At 69.1% G+C, this 24,044-nt stretch carries 21 protein-coding genes; 7 read left to right on the top strand and 14 right to left on the bottom strand.

The genetic code is table 11. The features are described 5' to 3' along the window. Positions 1-88 precede the first annotated feature (88 nt). From OG405_RS04165 to OG405_RS04150, 4 genes are all read right to left on the bottom strand, one after another. Positions 89-1,003, bottom strand: coding sequence for a hypothetical protein (locus tag OG405_RS04165; protein WP_327150319.1), 915 nt, complete (start codon positions 1,001-1,003; stop codon positions 89-91). A gap of 134 nt (positions 1,004-1,137) precedes the next feature. Continuing rightward, positions 1,138-3,297: a protein kinase domain-containing protein gene (locus OG405_RS29115; protein WP_442790658.1), complete on the bottom strand. Its 2,160-nt coding sequence runs from the start codon at positions 3,295-3,297 to the stop codon at positions 1,138-1,140. A gap of 63 nt (positions 3,298-3,360) precedes the next feature. After that, positions 3,361-4,011, bottom strand: coding sequence for a response regulator transcription factor (locus tag OG405_RS04155; RefSeq protein ID WP_327152196.1), 651 nt, complete (start codon positions 4,009-4,011; stop codon positions 3,361-3,363). 195 nt (positions 4,012-4,206) lie between these two features. Next, positions 4,207-5,697, bottom strand: coding sequence for a sensor histidine kinase (locus OG405_RS04150; RefSeq protein ID WP_327150318.1), 1,491 nt, complete (start codon positions 5,695-5,697; stop codon positions 4,207-4,209). 192 nt (positions 5,698-5,889) lie between these two features. Between OG405_RS04150 and OG405_RS04145 the strand changes: the two genes are divergently transcribed. Beyond that, the gene (locus OG405_RS04145) at positions 5,890-6,195 is read left to right on the top strand and encodes a hypothetical protein (protein WP_327150317.1); all 306 of its coding nucleotides are present in this window, start codon (positions 5,890-5,892) and stop codon (positions 6,193-6,195) included. Positions 6,196-6,269: 74 nt separating this feature from the next. Here the strand turns inward: OG405_RS04145 and OG405_RS04140 are convergent, their stop codons facing one another. From OG405_RS04140 to OG405_RS04130, 3 genes are all read right to left on the bottom strand, one after another. Then, on the bottom strand, positions 6,270-8,282 hold the full coding sequence (locus OG405_RS04140; RefSeq protein WP_327150316.1) for a serine/threonine-protein kinase: 2,013 nt from the start codon (positions 8,280-8,282) through the stop codon (positions 6,270-6,272). A 107-nt stretch (positions 8,283-8,389) separates the two neighbouring features. Further along, a complete protein-coding gene (locus OG405_RS04135; protein WP_039825978.1) occupies positions 8,390-9,052 on the bottom strand; it encodes a response regulator in 663 nt (220 codons plus the stop codon). A 121-nt stretch (positions 9,053-9,173) separates the two neighbouring features. Further along, positions 9,174-10,415, bottom strand: coding sequence for a sensor histidine kinase (locus OG405_RS04130; RefSeq protein WP_327150315.1), 1,242 nt, complete (start codon positions 10,413-10,415; stop codon positions 9,174-9,176). A 166-nt stretch (positions 10,416-10,581) separates the two neighbouring features. Here OG405_RS04130 and OG405_RS04125 point away from each other — a divergent pair, with 166 nt between their 5' ends. The 4 genes from OG405_RS04125 (at position 10,582) to OG405_RS04110 (ending at position 14,345) form a co-directional block, all read left to right on the top strand. Next, entirely contained in the window at positions 10,582-11,316 is a 735-nt protein-coding gene (locus tag OG405_RS04125) for a hypothetical protein (protein ID WP_327150314.1), read from the top strand. Next, a complete protein-coding gene (locus OG405_RS04120) occupies positions 11,309-12,748 on the top strand; it encodes an alpha/beta-hydrolase family protein (RefSeq protein ID WP_327150313.1) in 1,440 nt (479 codons plus the stop codon). The genes OG405_RS04125 and OG405_RS04120 overlap by 8 nt, the downstream gene beginning before the upstream one ends. A 125-nt stretch (positions 12,749-12,873) precedes the next feature. After that, positions 12,874-13,860 (top strand): hypothetical protein, encoded by a 987-nt coding sequence (locus OG405_RS04115; RefSeq protein ID WP_327150312.1) that lies wholly within the window; start codon positions 12,874-12,876, stop codon positions 13,858-13,860. 41 nt (positions 13,861-13,901) lie between these two features. Further along, the gene (locus OG405_RS04110) at positions 13,902-14,345 is read left to right on the top strand and encodes an SRPBCC domain-containing protein (protein ID WP_327150311.1); all 444 of its coding nucleotides are present in this window, start codon (positions 13,902-13,904) and stop codon (positions 14,343-14,345) included. A 159-nt stretch (positions 14,346-14,504) separates the two neighbouring features. On the opposite strand, the gene gatA is transcribed toward OG405_RS04110, so the two are convergent. Together gatA and gatC are read right to left on the bottom strand one after the other, a co-directional pair. Further along, complete coding sequence (gatA, locus tag OG405_RS04105; RefSeq protein WP_327150310.1) at positions 14,505-15,983, bottom strand: Asp-tRNA(Asn)/Glu-tRNA(Gln) amidotransferase subunit GatA; 1,479 nt, start codon at positions 15,981-15,983, stop codon at positions 14,505-14,507. Then, a complete protein-coding gene (gene gatC / locus OG405_RS04100) occupies positions 15,980-16,279 on the bottom strand; it encodes an Asp-tRNA(Asn)/Glu-tRNA(Gln) amidotransferase subunit GatC (RefSeq protein WP_327150309.1) in 300 nt (99 codons plus the stop codon). The genes gatA and gatC overlap by 4 nt, the downstream gene beginning before the upstream one ends. Before the next feature lie 326 nt (positions 16,280-16,605). Here gatC and OG405_RS04095 point away from each other — a divergent pair, with 326 nt between their 5' ends. Further along, positions 16,606-17,256, top strand: coding sequence for an amino acid-binding protein (locus OG405_RS04095; protein WP_327150308.1), 651 nt, complete (start codon positions 16,606-16,608; stop codon positions 17,254-17,256). Positions 17,257-17,311: 55 nt separating this feature from the next. On the opposite strand, the gene OG405_RS04090 is transcribed toward OG405_RS04095, so the two are convergent. Then, positions 17,312-17,647, bottom strand: a complete 336-nt coding sequence (locus tag OG405_RS04090) for a hypothetical protein (protein ID WP_327150307.1) — start codon at positions 17,645-17,647, stop codon at positions 17,312-17,314. A 289-nt stretch (positions 17,648-17,936) separates the two neighbouring features. Between OG405_RS04090 and OG405_RS04085 the strand changes: the two genes are divergently transcribed. Beyond that, a complete protein-coding gene (locus tag OG405_RS04085; RefSeq protein ID WP_327150306.1) occupies positions 17,937-18,140 on the top strand; it encodes a hypothetical protein in 204 nt (67 codons plus the stop codon). 46 nt (positions 18,141-18,186) lie between these two features. Here the strand turns inward: OG405_RS04085 and OG405_RS04080 are convergent, their stop codons facing one another. From OG405_RS04080 to mnmA, 4 genes are all read right to left on the bottom strand, one after another. Further along, positions 18,187-19,434, bottom strand: a complete 1,248-nt coding sequence (locus tag OG405_RS04080; protein WP_327150305.1) for an AAA family ATPase — start codon at positions 19,432-19,434, stop codon at positions 18,187-18,189. A 70-nt stretch (positions 19,435-19,504) separates the two neighbouring features. Beyond that, on the bottom strand, positions 19,505-21,649 hold the full coding sequence (ligA, locus tag OG405_RS04075) for an NAD-dependent DNA ligase LigA (protein ID WP_327150304.1): 2,145 nt from the start codon (positions 21,647-21,649) through the stop codon (positions 19,505-19,507). 261 nt (positions 21,650-21,910) lie between these two features. Then, complete coding sequence (locus OG405_RS04070; RefSeq protein ID WP_327152195.1) at positions 21,911-22,942, bottom strand: methionine synthase; 1,032 nt, start codon at positions 22,940-22,942, stop codon at positions 21,911-21,913. Then, positions 22,942-24,042, bottom strand: coding sequence for a tRNA 2-thiouridine(34) synthase MnmA (gene mnmA, locus OG405_RS04065; protein ID WP_327150303.1), 1,101 nt, complete (start codon positions 24,040-24,042; stop codon positions 22,942-22,944). The genes OG405_RS04070 and mnmA overlap by 1 nt, the downstream gene beginning before the upstream one ends. Between the last annotated feature and the right edge of the window lie 2 nt (positions 24,043-24,044).

The raw sequence follows: 24,044 nt of genomic DNA, 5'->3' as shown, positions 1-24,044 counted from the left end.
GGCGCCCATCTTGCCCGCTGTGGGACACCTTTGCCGCGTCGGGCCCGTGAATGTCCGGTAACGTCCGCGAACCGTACGCGGGGTGGCGCTACCGGGCCGGGCAGGAACCGCCGGTGAACTCGCCCAGATGCTGCGAGATCAGGCCCGCCATATCGTCGAGCAGGTTCATCCCATCGGAAAAGGTGCCCGAATCCGGTTGCGCGGCAAGCGCTATCGCGACCGATCCGCCGTTGGCGGGTACCAGGCCGAACTGCCGCACCAGGTAGGCGCCGCCGGCATCCGGACCCCATCCGCCCTTGAACTCGGCCGCCTCGAATACCGACCCCAGGCCCCACTGCTGGTTCGCGCTCACCGAACCCATCAGCTTCACGACCTTGTCCGACCCCGGAATACAAGGCAATTCGGCGGCGAACCGCACCTGATCGGCGAGCGACCAGTCGGACTGACCGAACGACGAATACTCCGAGCGCTTCGGTTTCTCCTCGACAACGGTGACGCTGTCACCGCCGTCACGCAAGACATCCTGTACCGACCGGGCGGCTTCCTGCGGGGTACCCAACGAGGACCAGAGACTGTCGGCAGCCGAGTTGTCCGAGGCGGTGATGGCGGCTGATGCCGCGTAGGTCTGGGCGCCGGGGCTCTTCCGCTCGGCGGCCAGCACCAGCGGGACCTTCATCGTCGACCAGGCAGGACCGGTGGTCCACTCACCGAAACCGACGAGCTGACGACCACCGACGGGCATGATCGCCAGACCCAGTTCCCCCCTCGCCGACTGTTCCAGCACCTGGAAATCCGCGGCCAGCGTGCCGGGAATTGTGATCGAGACATTGCCGCCCGGACCCTCGGCCGCCGCCTGGGTGATCGAGGTGGTCAGCGGACGTTTCTCGGGTTCGGAGCCGCAGGCCGGGACAAGTGCCGCCACGAGCAGACAGGCGGCGGCCGCGAGCACACGACGAACCAGTGAGAGTTCCCGTTTCTTATCGGCCGATACTTCTCTCCACATGGCTTTTGAGATCTCCCACAGTCCCGATGATTCGTACCCGGTCGGAAAACCGTACTCCATCGGCAACACCGGCCCGACCCGGATGAGCCCGCGAAATATCCGACCGGTGGCCGATTCCGGGGCTGGTCAGCAGATCAGTAGAGGTAGATGATCGCGTTGTTCCCACCCCGGCAGGTGACCAGACCGTCCTCGGCGACGCATTCGAGGGTGTAGGCCTGGCCGGTCACCGGGCTGGTGGCCTCCACGGAGACCGGATCGCCTTCGGCCGAGACCACGGAGGGGTCCAGGTAGGCCTGCCGGACCGCTTCGGCGAATTCACAACTGGTCACCGCGCTACCGGTTGCCGCCGAACCGTAGTCGTTGCGGCCGGTGGTCGACCCCGTGCAGGGTTGCGCGCCCGCGGGTAGATCCGAACGGGCGGTGGTGGTGGTCGGCGACGCGGAAGTAGTGGTGCGCGACGATGTGGTGGCAGACGGCCCGGTGCTCCGGTCGGCCGCGGAGTTCTGTTCGGCCGCCGTGGTGGTGGCGATATCGGCGGCTGCGGCGGATTCGCGGCCGCCGGAATCGCCGAGGAACTTGATACCCAGCACAGCGATGATGACCACCAGCGCGAACACCCCGCTGCCGATCAATATCGGTACGACCCTGGAACGTTCACCGGCGGAGGTGGCCTCGCGCTCTCGCGTGGTCGCGGCGTAACTGTCGCGATAGCCGGCCTCGTAGGCGGCCTCGTACGGGTCGGGCTGAGGCGAACCGGACTCGTCGGCCCGGTAACCGTACTGCTCGGAACCGTACTGCTCGGAACCGTACTGCTCGGAACCGTACTGCTCGGAACCGTACTGCTCGACGGGCGGCGCCTGGGGCGTGGGGGCGTCGTAGTGGGCGCCGGGCTCGTACACCGGGTATTGCTGGGCCGGCTGATAGGTACGGGTCGCCGCGTCCGCGGAATAAGCGACGGCCGGGGGCTCTTGATCCACCGGCTGGAAGACCCGGGTGGTCTCCTCGGCCTCCGGTATCGGGTACCCGGTGGTTCCACCGTAGATACGGGTCGCCTGATCGTGCGGGTAGAAATCCGCGGCCGGCATTCCCCCGGTCGCGGGCGCCGGATCCTCGTACTGTGACGGATCGGCGGCGGGGTGCAACTGCTCGTTCTGGTAGAGGTGTGCGTCCGGGAACGGCCGGATACCGCTGGACGGAGCCTCGGGATCCGCCGCCATCGTGGGATCGTCGGCCGAGAGCGGAGTGAACTCGAATTCGTCGGGCCGGACCGAGGTGGGGTCGCCGGGAATGATCGCGGGCAAGATGGTGGTGGAGTCCGGGGCATTGCCCTCGTCCTGCGGCATCCGGACGACCAGGGTGGGGATTCCACCGGTCGGCGGCCCGGACGGACCAGCACCACCTGGAATAGCGGCAGGTTCGCCGGAGTGCGGCTCGGGGCCGGCGGAGTGCGGCAGACGCGCCGGGGAGTTCAGGGCGGTGCGGGTGGCTACAGCTAGTTCACCTGCAGTAGCGAAACGCTCGTGCGGATCCTTGGCCATACCCCATGCGATCACATCGTCGAGCGCTGCCGGTAATCCGGTTCGCTGCACACTTGCCCGCGGTGGGGTTTCGGTCAGATGCGACCGGATCAGCACGCCCACACTGGTTGTCGCGAACGGGGTCGCTCCGGTGAGGCATTCGTGCAGCACACAGGCCAGCGAATAGATATCGGCGCGCGGGGTCACCGGACCGGTATCGAAGCGCTCCGGCGCCATATACGTATAGGAGCCGACCGCCACACCCGCCTGCGTGACTCCGGTATCGCTCTCGTGCCGGGCGATACCGAAATCGGCGAGATAGGCGAAATCGGCCGGAGTGACCAGGATATTCGCGGGTTTCACATCGCGGTGCACGAGCCCGCCCTCGTGCGCGGCGTCCAGCGCGGCGGCGATCTGCTCGACCACCGCGACCGCGCGCTGCGGACTCAGCGGACCGTCCGCCTGCAGGATCGCCCGCAGATCGGTGCCCTGCACCAGCCTCATATCGATGAACAACCGGCCCTCGATCACACCCCAGTCGTGGATGGGGATGATGTGCGGTTCGGCGAGCCGGGCGGCGGCCTGCGATTCCCGACGGAACCGGATCTGGTACTCGGGGTCACCGGCGAGCGCGTCGGAGAGCAACTTGAGCGCGACCACCCGCTCCTTGACGGTGTCGTAGGCCTCGTAGACCTCGCCCATCCCACCGCGACCCAGCAGCGAACGCAGCTCGTAGGGACCGAACCACCTACCGACTTCGGAGCCAGGCGCCTGCACCCGTCCATCCTCTCCACGTCGGGCACCGTCTCACCTGGGCGCGGATCGCACTCGGGCAGCCCGTCAAACCCTGGATTGTCCAGGGGAGACCACACCGTGGTCAAACGCGTAGACGATGGCCGCCGCGCGGTCGCGGACCCCCAGCTTCACGAAGATATGACCCACATGGGATTTCACGGTCACCTCGGAGATTCCGAGCGCGTGGGCTATCTCACTGTTGGCCCGGCCTCGGCCGATCAGCACCAGGACCTCGCGTTCCCGGGAGGTCAGTTCAGCGGCCGCGGTGGGCGCGGCCGGGGCGGCGGCCGTCCTGCGGTACGTGGACAGCACCCGGCCGGTGACGGCGGGATCGAGCCAGGCACCACCCGCGGCGACGGTGCGCACGGCACGGATCAGATCCTCGGCAGGTGAATCCTTGAGCAGGAATCCGGCCGCGCCCGCACGCAATGCGCCGGACAGGAGCTGATCGTCGTCGAAGGTGGTGAGTACGAGGACCGGCGGTTCGGGGGCGCGGGCGCGCAGCATGCGGGTGGCCTCGATACCACCGACCCGTTTCATCCGCAGGTCCATCAGCACGATGTCGGGGTTCTGCGCGGCAACCGCCGCGAGCACCTCGTCGCCGTCGGCGCATTCACTGATCCGGAACCCGTCACGGCGGCGCAGAATGCGTCGCAGCCCCCCGCGTACGAGTTCCTGATCGTCGGCGATCAGCACCTCGACCGCCCCCGGATCCGCACCGGCCCCCCCAATCAAGATTTCTCCCTCGGAGCGGGTTCATGCGGTCCGCGGAGGCCGCAGCGAAGGCGGAGGTATCGCATCATGATTTCTCCTCAGGCCGATGGTCGTCGTAGCACAGACTTGCCACGGGCCTGCCGGTTCGACACGACCGGCCCGCCCGTGCGGAGCCCCTCATATGGCGGGACGCGGTTCGTCGCCGGGGCTCGGATACGTAGGCGGGTCGTGGTCGGCGATGATCTCCGAAATCGGACAACGCAGCCGTTCCGGCCCGCCGGTGTCGGCGCGTTCCGGCCGATCGCCGAGAGGGAATTCGGCCCGCACGAGCCATCCGCCGGCTTCCGGGCCGATCCGGATACGGCCGCCCAGCCCGTCGGCGCGATGCCGCATCCCCGCGACCCCGGTACCGCGGCCGAGTTGTGTGGGCAGACCGCGCGGGACGGTGTTGCGCACACGTACGAGAGCCGATCCTTCGTCCATGGCCACACTCAGCTCCACCTCCGCACCCGGGGCGTGTTTGGCGATATTGGCCAGGGATTCCTGGCAGATGCGGTAGAGCGCCAGCCCGACCGCCGCCGACGCGATGGCCAGGTCACCGCTGAACCGCCGGTTCACCGTGAGACCGGCGTTGACGAAGTCGTCGACCAGCGCCGGAATATCGTCGGCGCCCGGTTCCACCCCGGCCGCCGCCGGCCCCGAATCCAGCAGGCCGACTGTGCGCCGGATATCGGCCATGGCCTGGCGGCCGAGCCGTTCGGCGTCGACGAGCGCGTCCGCCGCCTCGTCCACATCACGATCGGAGGTCAACGCGTGCCGGGCCGCCGTCACATGCAGCAGGGTCACGGTGAGCGAATGGGCGATCACATCGTGGACCTCCCGCGCGATCCGGTTGCGTTCGGCGGCCGCGGCCTGCGCGGCCCGCGCGCTCTGGTTCTCCCGTTCCTGGTAAAGGAACAGCCGCTGGTACTGCAGCATCACCCCGACCAGCCAGCCGAGGAGGATACCGAGCGCGTACATGGGGAACCCGGTGCGCAGGGAATGGTCACCCCACAGGGCCTGGCCGAGCAGGGAGAACGCGAGCAGTTCGGCCGCGGCCAGTACGGCCAGCGCGATACTCACCCGTTTCGGCGCGATCGCCGCGATTTCGGCGATCACCACCATCAGCACGAAGGGCGCGAAATCGGAGTCGACCGGCTGCACGAAGAACAGCGCCGCCGCGACCATGGTGGCGGCGACCAGCGGCAGCGGGCGCGGCACGATTCCGAACAGGATATAGGTCGGTACGGAGGCGAACAGCAGCGCCAGAGCGATCAACGGTAGCGCGGTCGGGAAGTACTCGTGCCGCTGCAGGCAGGCGACGACCCCGATGACCAGAAACGCCAGATCGGTGAACAGCACGACCTTGGGCGGATAGTCGAAGGGAAGTTCACGCAGCGGATAGGGCGCTCCGGGGAGCAACTTGCCCGCCCGATGCCACAGCCGCGCCCACCGCCCCGGCTCCGCCGGAACCGCGCCGGGTCCTCGAACCGCCGAATCCGTCGTGAACCGCGCGCTCGACTCGGCGGTACGCGGATCGGATCCGTCGCCGGACTCCCACGTACCGCCGTTCACCGACGGCGTACGGCCCGCCGCGGCGGCACCGACTGTGAGGTGGCTCTCAGTCACCTGTCCAGGGTAAGCACCCCGGGGGCCGGTCGGCATCCTGCTGTGGCCGGTTCCGGGCTCCGACCACGGTATGACCGTGATTCACGTCCACGGCACGACGATTTACCGGTCCCGGATTCGTAGCGTTGAACCCGAGGTCGCCGCACCATCAGGCCGGCGATTACCAGGCCCCGACCGGAAAGGGCTCGGATCATGTCTTGGGAAGATCAACATCTGCGCACCGAGATTCTGCACACCGTCCTCGGCCGTGCCGCCGGCGATCCGGCGCGCCCGGACCTCTTCGACGACATTCCCCACCTCGACCGTCTGTTCGGCGGCCCGCAGGGAGTACTCGCGGCGCTGCGCTATAGGTGGAACATTCATCTGGACGCCAAACTCGAGCTCGACCCGGGCCGCTGCTGGACCATCGAGGATGCCCGGCTCGAGCTGGCGACCGAGCAGCCCGTGCTGTACGCGGTGCTCTACGCGCGCACGGCGTCGCCGGTGCCGGTGTCCTGAACCGGACCGCGCGTACCGAACGAACATCCGTGGAAAGACGAACATCCGTGGAAAGACACGGGTGGCGACTGGGTTCACAGCGGGGCGTCCGACCACCACTGTTCGATATCGTTGCGGGCCTCGGTACCCCAGTAACGTACGAACAATAGCGAATTGCTGCGGGGCGAGTCGGTCCGGGAACCGAAGCCCACCACCATGTTCGCGGTGGACCGGCCGCGATCTCCGGGCTCCTCCCACAGATGGGCGGTATACGGTTCTCCGCTCTTGGCACCGGAGACCGAATCATGCGGGGGCAGACTCTCGATCACCTCCATGGTGTCCTCGACACCGGGGTAGGTGATGATCGTGTAATCGAGCTGGGTGGCTTCCAACGACCGCTGCCGGCAATCCCAGATCGATTCCCACGGACGGGTTTCCAGGACATCGTCGAACACCGGGACGACCTCCAGGATCGGAATCCGGTCGCCCGGCTCGTACCGGCTGCACATCGCTTCCTGGTAACCGAACCCGTCCAGCTCCGACCCCTGCGGTAGCAACGTGGAGAACAATCGCCGGGTCCGATCACCGGGTTCACCACCCGCCTGCTCGCCGGTACCGGATTCGCCCGCGCCGGAGGTACCGGCCGAGCCCCGCTCGAGGGTCGAGGGTCGCGTCGCGGCGGGTGCGCTGTCCGAAGCGGAATCGTGGTTACCCACGATCACCAGGACGGCCGCCACGATCACGGCCAGCACGATGAGCGGGACCAGGATCGCCACCGCGATCCACGGCGCCCGGCTGTGCTTCCGCAACTGCGCGCCCGGCACCGGATGGTAGCCCTGGTACTGCCCCGGCGCCGGATGCCGCGGCGCCGGGGTCCCCCCGGCCTGCTCGACCCCCACGCCCTGCACCACCCCGGACGTCCCGGTCTGTTCCACCCCCGGCCCGGGCCGGGTCGGGGCCCCGGATGCCACGACCGGCTGGGCTCCGGTGTGCGCGATATCCCCCGGGCCGACGGTCGCCCCGACCGGCGCGACACTCGCAGCACCCGTCCGTTCCACGGCCGGCCCGGCACCACCGGCCGACCGGCTCGGCGCACCCGGATACCCGCTGCCGGTATAGCCTCCGGTCACGCCTGCGTATGCGCCCGGTGGCGGCCCTGCGGGTGGCGGCGGGGATCCGGGTGCGACGGCCGGATAACCACCCGCCGCACCCGGATACACCGGGCCCGGGCCGCTCGCCTCGGTCGGCGGCGAATAGGTCTGAGTGGGTGCCGGTGCGGTGAGCGCCTGTGCGGCCGCCTTCGCGAACTCGACACAGGTGCGATATCGGTGGGCCGGATTCTTGGCCATCGCCTTCGCCAGTACCGGATCCAATCCCGGTGGCAGGCCACGTCGTTTCACCGCGAGCGGGGGCGGCGGCAGCTGCAGATTGCCGTGGATGATATCGGCGGGATTGGGCGAATCGAACGGTGCCATTCCGGTGAGCAGCCAATACAGCGCGCAGGCCAGCGAATACTGATCCGAACGACCGTCCATGTCGCCACCGGTCATCTGTTCCGGCGAGGCGAACGCGAGGGTGGCGGTGAACATACCGGTCTGGGTCAACCGGACCGTTTCCGCGCGCAATCGGGCCAGCCCGAAATCGGTGAGGAAAACGCGTTCACCCTGCCCGGGATTGGCGCGGGCGAGCAGAATATTGGACGGTTTCACATCGCGATGCAGAACCCCCATACCGTGCGCGTAATCGAGCGCGTCGGCCACACCGGCGATGATCTGCACCGCTTTCTCCGGTGCCAGCGCCAGTGGATTGACCGTACCGGCGTCGGCACCGTCGATGTACTGCATGCACATCCACAGATGGTCGCCCTCGGCGCCGCGGTCGTACACCGTGACGATGCTCGGATGGTCGAGGGCGGCGGCGAGATCGGCTTCCCGCTCGAACCGCGTGCGAATCGCGTCGTCGGCGAACAATTCCGGCTTGAGCAGCTTCAACGCGGTCTGTTTCCCCAGCCGGGGATGCCGGGCCAGATATACGGCGCCCATTCCGCCTTCACCGAGCAACCGCTCGACGATGAACCCGGCGAACACGTCACCGTTGTTGAGCAACACGACCCCCTTCAGGCGACCGACAGACTCGTGAGCCTACCGGGCACAGCCCGCCATTTCCCCCGTGACAACGGGAATCAGAGCACATCATGGAATGCCCGGCAGTCCGTTCAGCCGGGGGTGACCAACCCGGATTCGTAGGCCAGGACCACCGCCTGCGCGCGGTCGCGCAGATCCAATTTGGTGAAGACCTTGGACACATGTGTTTTCACCGTCTGTTCGGCAATGAACAACGCTGTGGCGATTTCGGTATTCGACATACCGCGGGCGACGAGTTCCAGGATCTCGCGCTCGCGCGGGGTCAGCGAGGCCAGTGCGGGTGCCGGAGCGCGCCGCGCGGCACGACGAGTGGTCACTTCCGCGATGAGCCGGCGGGTGACGGTCGGCGCGAGCAGTGCCTCCCCCGCGGCGACCACCCGCACCGCCCGCACCAGTTCCTCGGCCGGGGCGTCCTTGAGCAGGAACCCACTGGCGCCGATCCCGAGCGCCTCGTACACGTAGTCGTCGATATCGAAGGTGGTGAGCATGAGCACACGCACCGGCGGATCGAACCCGGCGCCCAGGATCGAACGTGCGGCGTCCAGCCCGTTCATCTCCGGCATACGAACATCCATCAGCACCACATCGGGCCGCAACCGCGCCGATTCGGCGACCGCCACTTTTCCGTTGGGCGCGTCGCCGACCACGCTGATATCGGGTTGGGCGGCGAGCAATGCGCCGAAGCCCTGCCGCACCATGGCCTGATCGTCGGCGATCAACACGGTTATTGCCACGGGCCCAGCTTAATTCCCGATCGAAACCTGAGTGCGTCGAGCGCCGGTCCGTGGAGTTCCACACCGGAGCCGGCGTCTTCGGTGGTGGTCTCCGGCACCGGCGCCGGGGCGCCGGTGCAGGTCAGCGGACGACCGAAGCTGCGGCGAGCGGCAGCGTCGATTCCGCGGCCGGTGTGAGCGGCAGGCGTGCGTGAACGCGGAAACCCCCGTCGGAGGTGGGAGCGGCGTCGAGCCGGCCGCCGACCGCGAGCGCACGCGCCTGCATTCCCGGGATACCGTGCCCGCCCGAACCTCCGGTTACCGCGCCGGTGCCCGCGCTGTTGGCCACGATGAGTTCGATGTCTCCGGCACAGGCGATCGTCACGCGCACCGGCGCGCCAGGGGCGTGCCGCCCGGTGTTGGCCAGTGATTCCTGGACGATCCGGTACAGCGCGGAACCGACGGTATCCGAGACCGCGGCCAGGGTCCCCTCGACCGACCAAGTGAGGTCCACTCCGGCGCGAGCCGCGCCGACGAACAACGCCTCCAGGTCGGTGGCGGTCGGCTGGGGCGTGTGCTCGGCCAGCTGACCGTCGCTGCGCAACACCCCCAGCAGGCCGCGGATCTCGTTGAGCGCCTCACGGGCGGTGGCCCCGATCGATTCGAATTCCGCGCGCGCCGCGTCGTTGACGCCCTCCACCCGGTAGGGCGCGGTCTGCGCCTGAACGACGACCAGCGACATATGGTGGGCGACCACATCGTGCAGGTCACGTGCGATCCGCGCCTTCTCCTCGAGGATGGTGCGGCGCGCCCGTTCCAGATCGCTCAGTTCGGTCTGCCGGTTCAGTTCGGACCGCGAGCGGATCAGCGACCGCACCAGCAGCGCGACGAAGACCAGCCCGCCCAGCGATACCGGCCAGGCCCACGGATCGGCGTCGATGCCCTCGGCCCCCAGCCCCGCGCCCAGCAGCAGCGCGGTGGCGCCCCACACCACCGCCACCAGTTGGAGCGGCGAGCGCAAGGACACCGCGAACACCAGGAAGTACAGCGCGACGATATGCACCACCTGGAACGGGATCTCCTCACCGGGCAGATTCGGAACGGCCAGCGCGATGAAAAGCGCCGACGCCGCCGATACCGCCCAGCCGAGTAGCGCGTTCACCCGCATCAGCAGAACCGGGAGCGCGGCGAACGCCGCGATCAGCGGTGCGATCGGCCAGGGCACATCGTGGGTGAGATGCAGGGTCGGCCACGCCACCGAGAACAGTGTCACCGCTGTGAGGACCGAGGCGGCGTCGAGCCACCAGCGCAGCCCCGGCCGGACGATCAGGCCCCAGATGCCCGGCCGCCGGCCCACCGGCTTCGCGATGCTCGTGTCGTTCATTCCCACGACACTAGGAACTCCGAGCCCGGCGCACCTCATACCGTGGGGTGAATTACGGTCGGTACCCCAGGGGTGGGCCCCTACCGCGGTAGGTTCCGGGGCGGGGGCCGAAACCCCTCCTGAGCGGGACGGCTGCGGCCGTCTCCCGTTCATAACGTCCTCGGACATGGCTGTCTCGAACAATGCCGTGCGCCACCGGGCCCGGACGTCACTGCAGACCGCGCGGCGCGCGGCGATCACCGCTGCCGGGCTCGCCGCGGCCGTATCGCTGTTGCCGGCGCCCGCCGCCGACGCCGCCGGGCCGGCGCATCGGCCCGCCCCCGCCGCGGCCGCGGTACGGGCGCTCACCGCACCGGGAACGAGTGCCGAGATCCCGGCGGATTTCCGGGCCGTCGCCGGATACATCCCGGCCCGCGCGGACGGAATGCTGGTCGCCCCGCACGGTTCGTGTTCCTCCCCGGTGCCGCTACCTGCCGAGTTCGACAGTGCCTGCAAAGCCCACGACCTCGGCTACGACCTGCTGCGTTACGCCGACCACACCGGCGCCCCGCTCGGCCCGTGGGCCCGGCGAGACCTGGACCACGCGCTCGCCGAACGGATGCGCACTGCCTGCGGCGGGCGGCCCGATCCACTACCCCGCACCCGTTGCGCCGCGATGGCCGAGGTGGCCGCGGCCGCCGTCGCTCTCAACTCGATGCGCCAGGACTACGGCGTGCCGGTCGTCGAGGATTTCCCGCTGGCCGACACCGTCACCGGGTGGCTACCGCGGCTCTGCGGCCTGCTCCTGCTCGCCCTCGCCTTGCTCGTACTGCTGCGCGGTCCGGTGGCCGCACCGCTGCTCCCGTCGGCACGGCGTCCGCTCCTCTCGTTCGCCACGATCCCCGGGGGTTCCCATGCCTGACAGCGTCACTGCCACCGCGCCCGGCCCGGTGACGGCGCGATCCCGAATGCGTACCCGGCTCGCTGCCGCCATCCGGTCCCGGTGGCCGGGGCACCTGCCACCCGTAGGGATCACCCTCGCCGTCACCGCGGGGACGATGGTCTCGCTGGCACCCGGTCTGCTACCCCGAACCGCCACCGCGCAATCCGTCCTCACCGCGCTGACCGTGGTCGTGACCCTGGGCTTCGCGTGGTCTGCCCGGTTCGTGGTCCGGCACACCGCCGGCCGCATCCCCCGGACGACGGTACGAACCCGCGCAGTGGTGTGCGGGACCGCTGCCGCCGGTGTCCTCGGCGCGGTGGTCTACGCCGGTCGCTGGCAGGACACGCTGCGGACCGCCATGGATGTCGCCCCGGCCGGACCGGGGTACTGGGCGTCGTGGGCATTCGGCGCGAGCCTGCTGTCCGCGGTGATCGTGACGGTCGTCCGCGGGTGCGGCCGGTTGCTGCGGCGGGCCGGTTGGTCCCGTGCCCTGGTGATGGCCGTGGTCGCGGGTCTGCCGATGGCGCTGTTCGCGGTGCCCGCCGCGGTGAGCTGGGGTGACCGGACCTATGCCGCCGCGAACGCCACCGCCGACCCGGGTCTGGTCCGGCCGGTCACGGTCACCCGGTCCGGCAGCGCCGAATCGATGGTGGGCTGGTCGACGCTGGGACGTGAGGGACAGCGATTCGTCACTGCCGGGCCGCCGGGCGCGGTCCGGGTCTACGTCGGGCTGCGCTCGGCGCCGGATCCGGCGGCGCGCGCCGCGCTGGCCGTCCGGGAACTGGACCGGGCCGGCGGGTTCGACCGCGCCCATCTGGTGATCGCGGTACCCACCGGATCGGGCTGGGTGGACGCGCGGGCGCTGCGCGGTTTCGGCGGGCGGTTCGGCGGGGACGTCGCGGTGGTCGCGTTGCAATATTCCTACGCGCCGAGCTGGGCCACTTTCGTATTCGGCCGCGACTCCGCGTCGACGTCGGCGCGCGTGCTGCTGGCCGCCGTCGAACAGCACATCGCCACCATGGCGGATCCGCCACGTCTGCATCTGTACGGCCAGAGCCTCGGCGCGATCGGCGGTAGCGCGGTGTTCGCCGGCGCGGCCGAGCAGAATCGCCGGGTGTGCTCGGCGCTATGGGCCGGGATGCCCGGCGGCGGGGGCCCCGAACCGGGCGCACGGACCGCGGTACTGGCCAATGCCTCCGATCCCGTCGTGCACTGGTCACTCGACCTGCTGTGGCGGCCGCCGGACCTCACCGCCGCCCGCCCCGACGCGCCGACCCCGCCCTGGCTGCCCGTGGCGAGTTTCGTGCAGACCACCGCGGACCTGCTCGGCGCTCTCGGCGCACCGCCGGGACACGGGCACCGCTACGACACCGACCAGGGCACAGCACTCCCCGGCTGCGACTCCGCGTAGGCGGCGGCGCCCTTTCCCGGCCGGTTTGCCGGTCGGATGCGGGCGGCGGTCCCGGTGACGCCGGGCACCGGGACCGATACCTGCCGTGCGTACCCACAGCCATCTACCGCTTAAGGTTTCCCACCATGGCTTCACCCCGTAATGACCACCCACGCCGGCCGCGGCGCCGGTTCCGGCGCGTATCGCTGCCGGCGTTCACCGGCGCCGCACTGTTCGGTCTGGTGATCACCGCAGTGCCGGCGCCGACTTCCGAGGCCGTCGGTATCGACGGTTCGGTCGCGGCGCCCGCCGGTCTGGCGGTGGTGGATCTGACCTCGGGTGACACGGTGGCGGACGCGGCGGGGGCCATACCCCGGGATTTCGTGACCTATATCGGTTACGAGCCGGTCGTCCGGCAGGGAGTGCTCGTTGCCCCCGACGGCAGTTGTTCGTCCCCGGTCGAGTTGCCGCCCGAGTTCGAAACGGCCTGTATGGCACACGACCTGGGATACGACCTGCTCCGTTACGCTGACCGCACCGGTGCCCCGCTCGGGCCGTGGGCCCGCCAGGCGCTGGACCGGACCCTGAGCACCAGGATGCATCGGGCCTGTGAAACGCATACCGAACCGGTGGTGCGCACCCGCTGCGAGACACTGGCCGGAATCGCGGCGACCGCGGTGGACCTGAATTCCCGGCGGCAACACTTCGGGGTCCCGGTGGTGGAGACGTTCAGCCAGGTGGCGGCCCATGCGGCGACCGAGCATCCGACCCGGCCGTGGTTGTTGCGCGCGACGGCACTCGGGGTGGCGGCGCTGGTCGCACTCGTCTTCGGTATCCGGCGGGTGCATCGGCGTATCCGGCGCACCACCGGCCCGGGTGGCCCCGTCCCGGCCGGGCCGGTCCGAGCCGGACGCGTACCGGCTCTACCTCGCCCGGTGATACCGGCTCTACCTCGCCCGGTGGTACCGGGTCTGCCCCGCCCGATGGTGGTACCGGGTCTGTTCTTGCCGCCTGCTCGGTGGTTGCCCGGTCTCGTGAACCGGGTGACGGGCGCCCCGGCCGAACCGGCATTACCGGTGGGCCCGCATTTGTCGCCGACGACCCCGCCGGCCCAGCCGACGCGCTCCGGCTGACCGCGGTTGACCCCAGGTGAAACACGTTCTAATTTGGGGATGTGCTTGTTGTGGACGATGTGGTCGAGGTGGACGCCCCCGCCGAGGTGCTGTGGTCGGTACTCACCGATTTCGACCGGTACGGCGACTGGAATCCGTTCATCAGCCGATGCCGGGCCGAACTCACGGTGGGCGCGCCGATCGATATGACGGTCCAGCAGCTCGCGCCCCGGCCGATCCGGATGCGCGAATGGATCCGCAGTGTGACCCCGGGTCAGGAGTTCAGCTACTCCATGAAGCCCATCCCGCTCTGCGCGCTCCGTAGCAAACGCGTACACACCCTGACTCCGCTGAGCGGTGACCGCACCCGCTACGAGTCCCATTTCGAACTCGACGGCTGGCTGTCCCCCGTGGTCGGGCTGCTGTTCGGCCGCGGCTTCGAACGAGGATTCCCCGGAATGACAACTGCGGTCGAGCGGAAAGCCGAGCGCCTGCACTCGCACTGATCCGAGGCCGACGGCGACGGCCGTTCCGGCTCGGCGGCCGGCCGCCCCCGCACGCACCTCACAGCGCAGGAACACCGATGGCGGTGACCCGGTCCCGGATCACCGCCATCGAATGTTTCGCACCGAACCCGCCGACTCACCGGCGGGCCCACGTTCGCGTCAGGCGATATCGCCGCGCGCCGCCTCGTAGGCCGCCCCGACCCGGTACAACCGGTCATCGGCCAGCGCGGGCGCCATGATCTGCAGACCGACCGGCATCCCGTCGTCCCCGCTCAGCCCGGACGGTACCGACATGGCCGGATGCCCGGCCAGGTTGGTGGGCAAGGTGCACAGGTCCGACAGGTACATGGCCAGCGGATCGTCGACCTTCTCACCCAGCTTCCACGGGGTGAACGGGCTCGTCGGCGAGACCAGCACGTCGACCTGCTCGTAGGCCTTGTCGAAATCACGCGCGATCAGAGTACGCACCTTGAGCGCCTGACCGTAGTACTCGTCGTAGTACCCCGCCGAGAGGGCGTAGGTGCCGATCATGATCCGCCGTTTGACCTCCGGACCGAATCCGGCGGCCCGGGTCGCGGCCATGACCTGCTCGGCGCTGTGGTTGCCGTCGTCGCCGACCCGCAGGCCGTAGCGCATGGCATCGAAACGGGCCAGGTTGGACGAGACCTCGCTGGGCAGGATCAGATAGTAGGAGGCCAGCGCGTATTCGAAATGCGGGCAGGACACCTCGACCACCTCGGCGCCGAGATCCTTCAGGACACCCACAGCGGCATCGAACGACGCGAGCACACCCTGCTGATAGCTGTCGGAATGCAGTTCCTTGACCACGCCGATCTTCACCCCGCGCAGATCACCGGATGCGCCCAGGCGCGCGGCATCGACCACCGCCGGCACCGCCACATCGCGGGAGGTGGAATCGCGCGGATCATGTCCGGCGATCACCTCGTGCAGCAGCGCGGTGTCCAGTACCGTCCGCCCGCACGGACCGCCCTGATCGAGCGAGGACGCGCAGGCGACGAGTCCGTACCGGGATACGGTCCCGTAGGTGGGTTTCGTACCGACGGTCGCGGTGACCGCGGCCGGTTGCCGGATCGAACCGCCGGTGTCGGTACCGATGGCCAGCGGCGCCTGGTAAGACGCGAGAGCCGCCGCCGAACCGCCGCCGGAGCCACCGGGGATACGAGTGGTGTCCCACGGGTTGCGGGTGGGCCCGTACGCGGAGTTCTCGGTGGACGAGCCCATCGCGAACTCGTCCATATTGGTCTTGCCCAGAATCGGGATACCGGCGGCGCGCAGACGAGTGGTCAGGGTGGCGTCGTAGGGCGCCACCCAGTCCTCGAGGATCTTCGACGCGCAGGTGGTGGGCATATCGGTCGTGGTGAACACGTCCTTGAGAGCCAGCGGCACCCCGGCCAGCGGTGAGGCCGGCGTTTTCCCGGCGGCGAGCGCGGTGTCCACCTCAGCCGCGGCTGCGAGCGCCTGCTCCCCCGCGACGTGCAGGAAGGCATGGTATTCGCCGTCCACCTCGGCGATCCGGTCCAGATGCGCCCGGGTCACCTCCACCGAGGACACCTCGCCGCCGTGGATCCGGGCCGCGAGATCGGCCGCGCCGAGCCGGGTCAGTTCGCTCGCGCTCATTCGCCCTCTCCCAGGATCTGCGGGACCAGGAAACGCTGGTCCTCGGCGGCGGGTGCCCCGGACAATGCCTGGCCCGGGGTGAGCCCGGGACGTACCTCGTCGGCGCGGGTCACGTTCGTCACCGGATCCGGCGACGAAGTGGCCGGAACATCGGCGGCGGCCACCTCGGAGATGGTCCGCACATGGCTGAGGATCGAATCCAGCTGTCCGGCGAACTGATCGAGTTCGTCCTCGGACAGGGCGAGCCGGGACAGCCGGGCGAGGTGTGCGACCTCGTCGCGGGAGATGGCGGTCACCGCGAACTCCTTTCGGCGATAGTGTGGACTGCGGATCACAAGCACCGAACAGCCTAATGGTGTGGCCGGACCGGCTCGCCCGGCAGCCCGTGCGGGCGGCCACCGAGACTCGGTGGACCGGTCCGCGGCACCCTGCCCCCGGCGTCGTGGCAGACCTCCCGCAAACTCACAGACAATTAGAAAGTTACGCATTTCACACCATTCGCCACCTGTGCGGGCCCGGCGGCGCGCACAATTCGAGTCGATAACCCTCGACAATGGGTGTAAGGATGGGCAGACCGGGTATCCGTTGATAGCCTCGGCCGCAGAAGGAAAGGGAAACGCACGTGTCTTATCTGCTCCGCGTGCAACTTCCGGATCGTCCGGGAAGCCTCGGGTCGCTAGCTGTAGCCCTGGGAACCGTCGGCGCCGACATCCTTTCACTGGATGTGGTCGAGCGCGGCGCGGGATTCGCGGTCGACGATCTGGTGGTGGAAATCGCCCCGAACGCACTTCCCGACACCCTGATCACCGCCGCGGAATCACTCGGCGACGTGCGTGTCGATTCCATCCGGCCCTACTCGGGGGTGCTCGACACCCATCGGGAACTCGAACTCATCGACAATGTCGCCAACGCCCGCGACGACCGGCTCCAGGTGCTGGTCGACGGTGCGCCGCGGGTTCTCCGGGTCGGCTGGAGCACGGTCCTCGATATGGGCGCCCAGGGCGCCTACCGGGTGGTCGGCAGTCCGAGCGCACCGCAGACCCAAGCGGCGTCGGTGCCATGGATGCCTCTGCAGAAACCGATCGCCCTCGACGGGAATGCCGGCTGGGTCCCCGAGATCTGGCGCGATATGGATACCAAACTGGCGGCAGCACCACTGGGACCGTCCAGTAAGGCCCTGCTGCTCGGCCGTCCCGGCGGACCGGATTTCCGCCCTTCGGAGATCGCGCGCCTGGGCTATCTCGCCGGGATCGTCGCCACCGTCCTGGGCTGACCGTCTTCGATCGGGCAGTAGTCCATGCTTCGCAAGTCCATGCTCCGCGCCGGGACTACTGCCGCGTACCCGGCTCCAGGATCCGCCACCTGTCCGGTTTACCCGGCGGGTAGGCGACGGTGAGCGTATCCCCGATCGACGGCCAGTACGCGGCATCCCAGACCATCCGCCCGTAGACCACCTTCCCCGGCTCGGACGGCCCGGACAGATTCCCGGTGACGGTGACGAACTGTTCGCCCAATGCCTCCGGTCGCGGGCTCACCCCTGTCAGGTAGAGCGAACCGATCTCCGCGTCTGCGGGCATGCGTCCACCCCGCCGCCCCCGGAACACCAGGACGAGCATTCCCGCGAGTGCGGCCACCATGATCGCCAGCATCGCCAGTTCGAACATTCCTCCATGCTAGGCCCCGGCGATACCGCAGTCGCCGAGACTCTCGGCAGCGGCGGTTCCCGGGCCGGGCGGCCCGCCGTGACGGGCCCACCGTGTACGGCGATCTCCCGGTGACTTCTACGCCCCGAATAGCCCTGCGGCGATGAAAATTCGGTCCTCGCCGCCGGTAACCATCACTTCTGCGAGACCGGACACCCCGCGCATGAGTCGTGCGGGACGGGGTATTTCACATCCACCGACATGGAAGGAAGCGAACGTCATGCCGGAATCTTCGATTCGAGCAGGTGCAATGGGTAGCCGAATAGCAAGCCTCGTAGTACTGGTCTGGTTCGTGGCGGGGATCATCGCCGCGTGGCAACGGGGATACTTCAATGATCCACCGGAGCAGTGCTCCCACTTCGCGACGCTGGCGGTGACCGTGGTGGCCGGTCCGCTCAACTACGTCGGCCTCAACCCGAAGATGGGATGTGCCCTTCCGGAACCCAGCAAGTAGACCGGTGACCCGGCCGCCGCGCCGCCGACGGCCGGGTTCCGCACACTCAGGACACCGTGAGTGTGCTGGTACCGGCCTCGGAGCGCCGGACTGCCCAGACACTGCTGCGGGTCCGCGCGGAACGGCCGTTACCACGATCCACCAACGCCCGGTCCCCGGTGGTGTACACCAGTTGCGCACCACGCGTATTGGTTTCCGGGTTCTGGAACAGCTGCACGAGACGGTCGGTCTCCTCCACCGTCGATCGCGCACCGATATCGTCGACCACGAGCACTTTCCCCGCGTCGAGAGCGTCGAGCAGTACCGGTAGCAACCGCAGCAGGGCCCGAGTCGCCGAGGATTCCTCGGCGAGGGTGAAAACCGGCTCCACACCGGTGTGCACCAGCCGCAGACCGACACCGCGCCGCGCCACCATGCGCGCGTAGAGCGCGTCGCGGGCATTGCGCATATTGGTCAGTTCGCGGCCGAGCTGAGTGGCGTTCACACCGCTGTCCTGTTCCAGTTGCGCGGCATAGGCCGCCGACCCGGCCGCCCGATCGATCTGTTCGCCCAGTACGGCGATATCGGCGTCGAGGTCGCGCAGATAGTCTGCGTAGCCCGGATCGTTCTGCGCGATGAGCAGATCGGTGATCCCCAGATCCGCGGATTGCAGCAGGGTCAGCAGGCGGGCGGCGTTCTCGGTGGAGCGCGACAGATGCGAGCCCAATCGCAGCTCCGTCGATTCGATATCACCGGTATCGGCCGGCACCTCGAGCATGGTCTCGAACCATCGGTAGGCCGGAACCAGCGCCTCCGAATACATCTGGCCCGCAAGACTCAGCAGCAGCGCGTTGGGTCGCACCAGCGGTACCAGCGCGGTGATCCCGAACCGCGCCGGTTCGAACATCGGCCCGACCCGGACGGTCTCCCCCTCACGTTCGAAGACGATCCGCTTACGGGACCGCGGATGGCAGTAGAGCCATTCGGCCGCGACATCGGCGGCGTCCAACCGGAAACCATAGGTGTAGGGAATACCTTCGGCGACGAATACCGCCTCGAAGTCGGTGGGTTGCCCGGGCAGCGCCAGGTGCGGGAACCGCACCGGACCGGCGTAGGGGTCCCAGCCGGTCACCGAGTTCAGTACCGCGTCCCGCATATGCCTCAGGGCGTCGACCAGATTCGATTTACCGGCGGCCGGACCACCGTGTATCGCGGTCACCGGCACAGCCACCGGCGTGGCCGCGCCGCGGGTCAACCGCAACTCCTGCAGATCGGCCAGCGATTTGTGGTTGGACACCCGAAAACTGCGCAACATTCCGCCATCCTGCCGTGTACGGTCCCGATGGCGCAGGACCGGGACTCCCCGGTCGTGTCCCGGCCGCGCGTTACTCCTCCGCTTCGCCCGCCACCGCGGCCGACGTCCGGACCGCCTCCGGACCGGATTCGAGCAGAACTCGGAAACCGTCCTCGTCCAGGATGGGAACGCCCAGTTCCTCGGCCTTGGCCGCCTTGGAACCGGGTGCGTCGCCGATCACCACGAACGCGGTCTTCTTCGAGACCGATCCGGCGGCCTTCCCGCCGCGCAACAGGATCGCCTCCTTGGCACCGTCGCGCGAGAAACCTTCCAGCGATCCGGTCACCACGATGGACAGGCCTTCCAGCGTGCGCGGGATGGATTCGTCGCGTTCGTCTTCCATCCGCACCCCGGCCGCACGCCATTTGTCCACGATGGCGCGATGCCAGTCGACGGCGAACCATTCGGCGACCGCGGTGGCGATGGTCGGCCCGACCCCCTCTGCATCGGCCAGCTCGTCCAGCGACGCGTGTTCGATCCGTTCCAGACTGCCGAATTCGGCCGCCAGCGCCCGGGCGGCGGTCGGCCCGACATGCCGGATCGACAGCCCGACCAGCACCCGCCACAGCGGCCGATCCTTCGCGGCGGCGAGATTGCCGATCAGCCGGCTACCGTTCGCCGAGAGGCTGCCGTTCTTGTTGACGAACAGCGCGACATCGCGCAACCGGTCGGCGTCGAGATCGAACAGATCGCCCTCGTCGGTGATCGCCCCGGCGTTCAACAGCGCGGCCGCCGCCTCGTACCCCAGCGCCTCGATATCGAAGGCGCCGCGACCGGCCACATGGAACACCCGCTCCCGCAACTGCGCGGGGCAGGTGCGCTGATTCGGGCAGCGGATATCGGCGTCGCCCTCTTTCTCATAGGCGAGTTCGGTCCCGCATTCGGGGCAGTGCGTCGGCATCACGAAGGCCCGCTCGTCGCCGGTGCGGGCGTCCACCACCGGACCCAGCACCTCCGGGATCACATCCCCGGCCTTACGGATGGTGACCGTATCCCCGATCAGCACCCCCTTGCGTACGACCTCGGCCGCGTTGTGCAGGGTCGCCATGGACACGGTCGAGCCGGCGATGGTGACCGGCTCCATCACCGCGAACGGGGTCACCCGGCCGGTCCGGCCGACGTTCACCGCGATATCACGCAGTTTCGTGGTGGCTTCCGCGGGCGGATACTTGTAGGCGATCGCCCACCGCGGTGCCCGCGAAGTCGAACCCAGCCGCCGCTGCAACGCCAGTTCGTCGACCTTCACCACCAGACCGTCGATCTCGTGCTCGATATCGTGGCGGTGCTCGGCCCAGTAGGAGATCCGTTCGAGTACGGCGTCGACACCCTGCACCAGCCGGGTGTGCGCGGAGACCGGTAGACCCCACGCCGCCAGCGCCCGATAGGCGTCGTGCTGGGATCTGGGCGTGAACCCCTCGGTACGACCGAGTCCGTGACAGATCATCCGCAACCGCCGCCGCGCGGTGACCGCCGGGTCCTTCTGCCGCAGCGACCCGGCCGCGGTATTGCGCGGGTTGGCGTAGGGCGGTTTGCCCTCGGCCACGATGGCCGCGTTCAGCGTTTCGAAATCCTCCAGCCGGAAGTACACCTCACCGCGCACTTCCAACAGGTCCGGTATCGGGAACTCGGTATCGGCGTTCAACTCCCGTGGGACGTCCTCGATGGTGCGGGCGTTGAGGGTGACGTCCTCACCGGTCCGCCCGTCGCCCCGGGTCGCGCCGCGCTCCAGTTTCCCGTCGCGGTACACCAGGTTCAACGCCACCCCGTCGATCTTCACCTCGCACAGATAGTGCAGATCCGGCCCGGTCTCCTCTTCGACCCGGGCCGCCCAGGCCCGCATATCCGGGGCGGAGAACGCGTTGTCCAGCGAGAGCATCCGCTCGAGATGGTCCACCGCCGTGAAATCGGTGGCGAACCCACCACCCACCAGCTGTGTCGGCGAATCCGGGGTACGCAGATCCGGGTACTGCTCCTCCAGCGCCAGCAACTGCTGGAAGAGTTCGTCGAATTCACCGTCGGAGACGATCGGCGCGTCCCGCACGTAGTAGCGGAACTGATGCTCGCGCACCGTATCGGCGAGCTCCTGCCAGCGCACCCGTTCCTCGCCGGCGGCCGGGGGCGGGGCGGCTTCGCCGGCTGCGTCGTCCCGTTCGGTGGGGCTCACGGTCTCACTCACATCTCGCACAGTAGTCCAGCCCACCGACACCCCAGGAGCACTGTAACCGCACGTCGCCCGGTATTCCCGGCGCTCCCGGACGAGCTTCGGACGGTCGGCGGAGCTCCGAACCGAGCCTTTCGGTCGCGCCGCAACGGGCGGGTCCTCAGCGTGACAGCCGTCGGTTACGCGGATGTCCATGACGGCGTGCTGACGGAAATATCCGCTCCGCGCGCGGCGCGCTTCTCGGTTGCCCGGACATTGCCGCCGAACCGACCTGCCTCACCCCGCGACAAGCGACTCCGGATCCTGCGCGAAGGCCTGCGCGGTCTGGTTGGCCAGACGCAGGGCATCGCGTGCCCAGCTCGCCGGGGCGCCGGCCAATCCGCACGCGGGGCTGACCGTCACCCGTCGCGCCAGTTCGGCGCGGGAAAATCCGAGTCGATCGACCAGGCGCGCGCCCGGTTCGGCGATCTCACGCCACGTCACCGGGGTGGCCGGTGCGGTGGTGGGAACGAGTCCGAGGATCAGGTGTTTGCCGTGGTCCAGCGCCTCGCCCAGTGCGTCCAGGCCCGCGGTGCCGGAGACCGTGGCGAGATCGAACCCCAGCGCGACCGCCGAGGTGCGGCCCAGGAAGGCCAGTGGCGGCGGGCTCGCACAACTGTGCACCACCGCGGGCACTCGCTGATGTCCGAGCACCGTATCGAGGATCGCCAGCGCTTCGGGCTCCGGTACCGCCGCGATCGTGTTCAGCACGCTCGCCCCGCGTAGCGAACCGGACAGCACCGCGCTCAGCGACGGTTCGTCGAGTTGCAGCACGACCTCGGCTTCGAGCCGCGCCGCGACCTCCGCGATATGGGTCGCCAAACCCTCGGCCAGCGATTCCGCCAGATCCCGAACAGCGCCCCGGTCGGTCAGTACCCGGTGCCCACCGGCCAGCTCCACCTGGGCGGCGAGTGTCAGCGGCCCGGCGGCCTGGACCTTCACCGTCCGCCCGGCTCCGCGCAGTCCGGCGTTCTCCCAGGCTTCCTGCAGCGCGTCCAGATCGGTGCGCAGCAGGTCGTTCGCGCGTCGTGAGGCCGAGCCGGGTCGGTCGGCCAGTCGGTATCCGCGCGGAGTGGTGTCCAAGCGCATATCCACAAGCAGTGCCGACGCGCGCCCGACCATATCCGCGCCCACCCCGCGGGCCGGCAGCTCCACCAGATGCGGCAGTTCGGTCAGTTCGCCCACGATCACGGCCGCGGCTTCCCGGGGATCGGTCCCCGGCCACGACCCGACCCCCGTCGCCGCCCCGGCCGGAAATCCGGCCGACATCATCGTGACGCGCCCGCCGGAGCAGTGCGCGCGGTCGCGGTGATGGTGCCGCTGCCGAGCACCGCGTCCCCGGCGGATTCGGGACGGTACAGGACCACGGCCTGGCCCCGCGCGACACCGCTGAGCGGTTCGTGCAGCCGTACCGTGAGCCCGTCGCCCACCGCCGCGGCGGTCGCGGGTGCGGTTCCACCGTGCGCCCGGACCTGCACGACACAATCGATCGGCTCCTCGGGAGCCGCGCCGCTGGTCCAGACCGCCCGATCGGCCTCGATCGACCACACCTGCAGATCGTCGGCGGACCCGACTCGGACCGTGCCCGAGTTCGGATCGATATCGGTGACGTAGCGGGGTTTGCCGTCGGGGCCGGGGCCCGGCAGGCCCAGACCCTTGCGCTGTCCGATGGTGAACCCGTGCACGCCCTCGTGCCGGCCCAGTTCCGCACCCGCGGAGTCCACGATGGCGCCGGGCCGGATACCGATCTTGGCGCCGAGGAAGGCGCGGGTGTCCCCGGAGGGGATGAAGCAGATGTCGTGGCTGTCCGGCTTGTCGGCGACGGCCAGACCACGGTCGGCGGCTTCGGCCCGGATCTGCGGCTTCGGGGTATCGCCCACTGGGAACATCGCCCGCGACAACTGTTCGGCGGTCAGCACCGCCAGGACATAGGACTGGTCCTTGTCCGCGTCCACCGCCCGGCGCAGCACACCGTCGGCCAGCCGGGCGTAGTGCCCGGTGACGACCGCGTCGAAGCCGAGCGCCACGGCACGATCGGCCAGAGCCGAGAACTTGATCTTCTCGTTACAACGCAGGCAGGGGTTGGGTGTCTCACCGGCCGCGTAGGACTCGACGAAATCGTCGATCACGTCCTCTTTGAAGCGATCCGCGAAGTCCCAGACGTAGAAGGGGATCCCGAGAACATCGGCCGCCCGGCGGGCGTCGCCCGCGTCCTCTTTCGAACAGCAGCCGCGCGATCCGGTGCGCAGGGCGCCGGGTGCGGTCGACAGTGCCAGATGCACTCCGACCACCTCGTGCCCGGCGTCGACGGCCCGCGCCGCCGCCACCGCGGAATCGACTCCACCACTCATCGCGGCGAGCACTCGCATAC

Source organism: Nocardia sp. NBC_01329 (genome assembly GCF_035956715.1).
GTDB lineage: Bacteria > Actinomycetota > Actinomycetes > Mycobacteriales > Mycobacteriaceae > Nocardia.
This window is presented reverse-complemented; position numbering and strand designations above follow the sequence as displayed.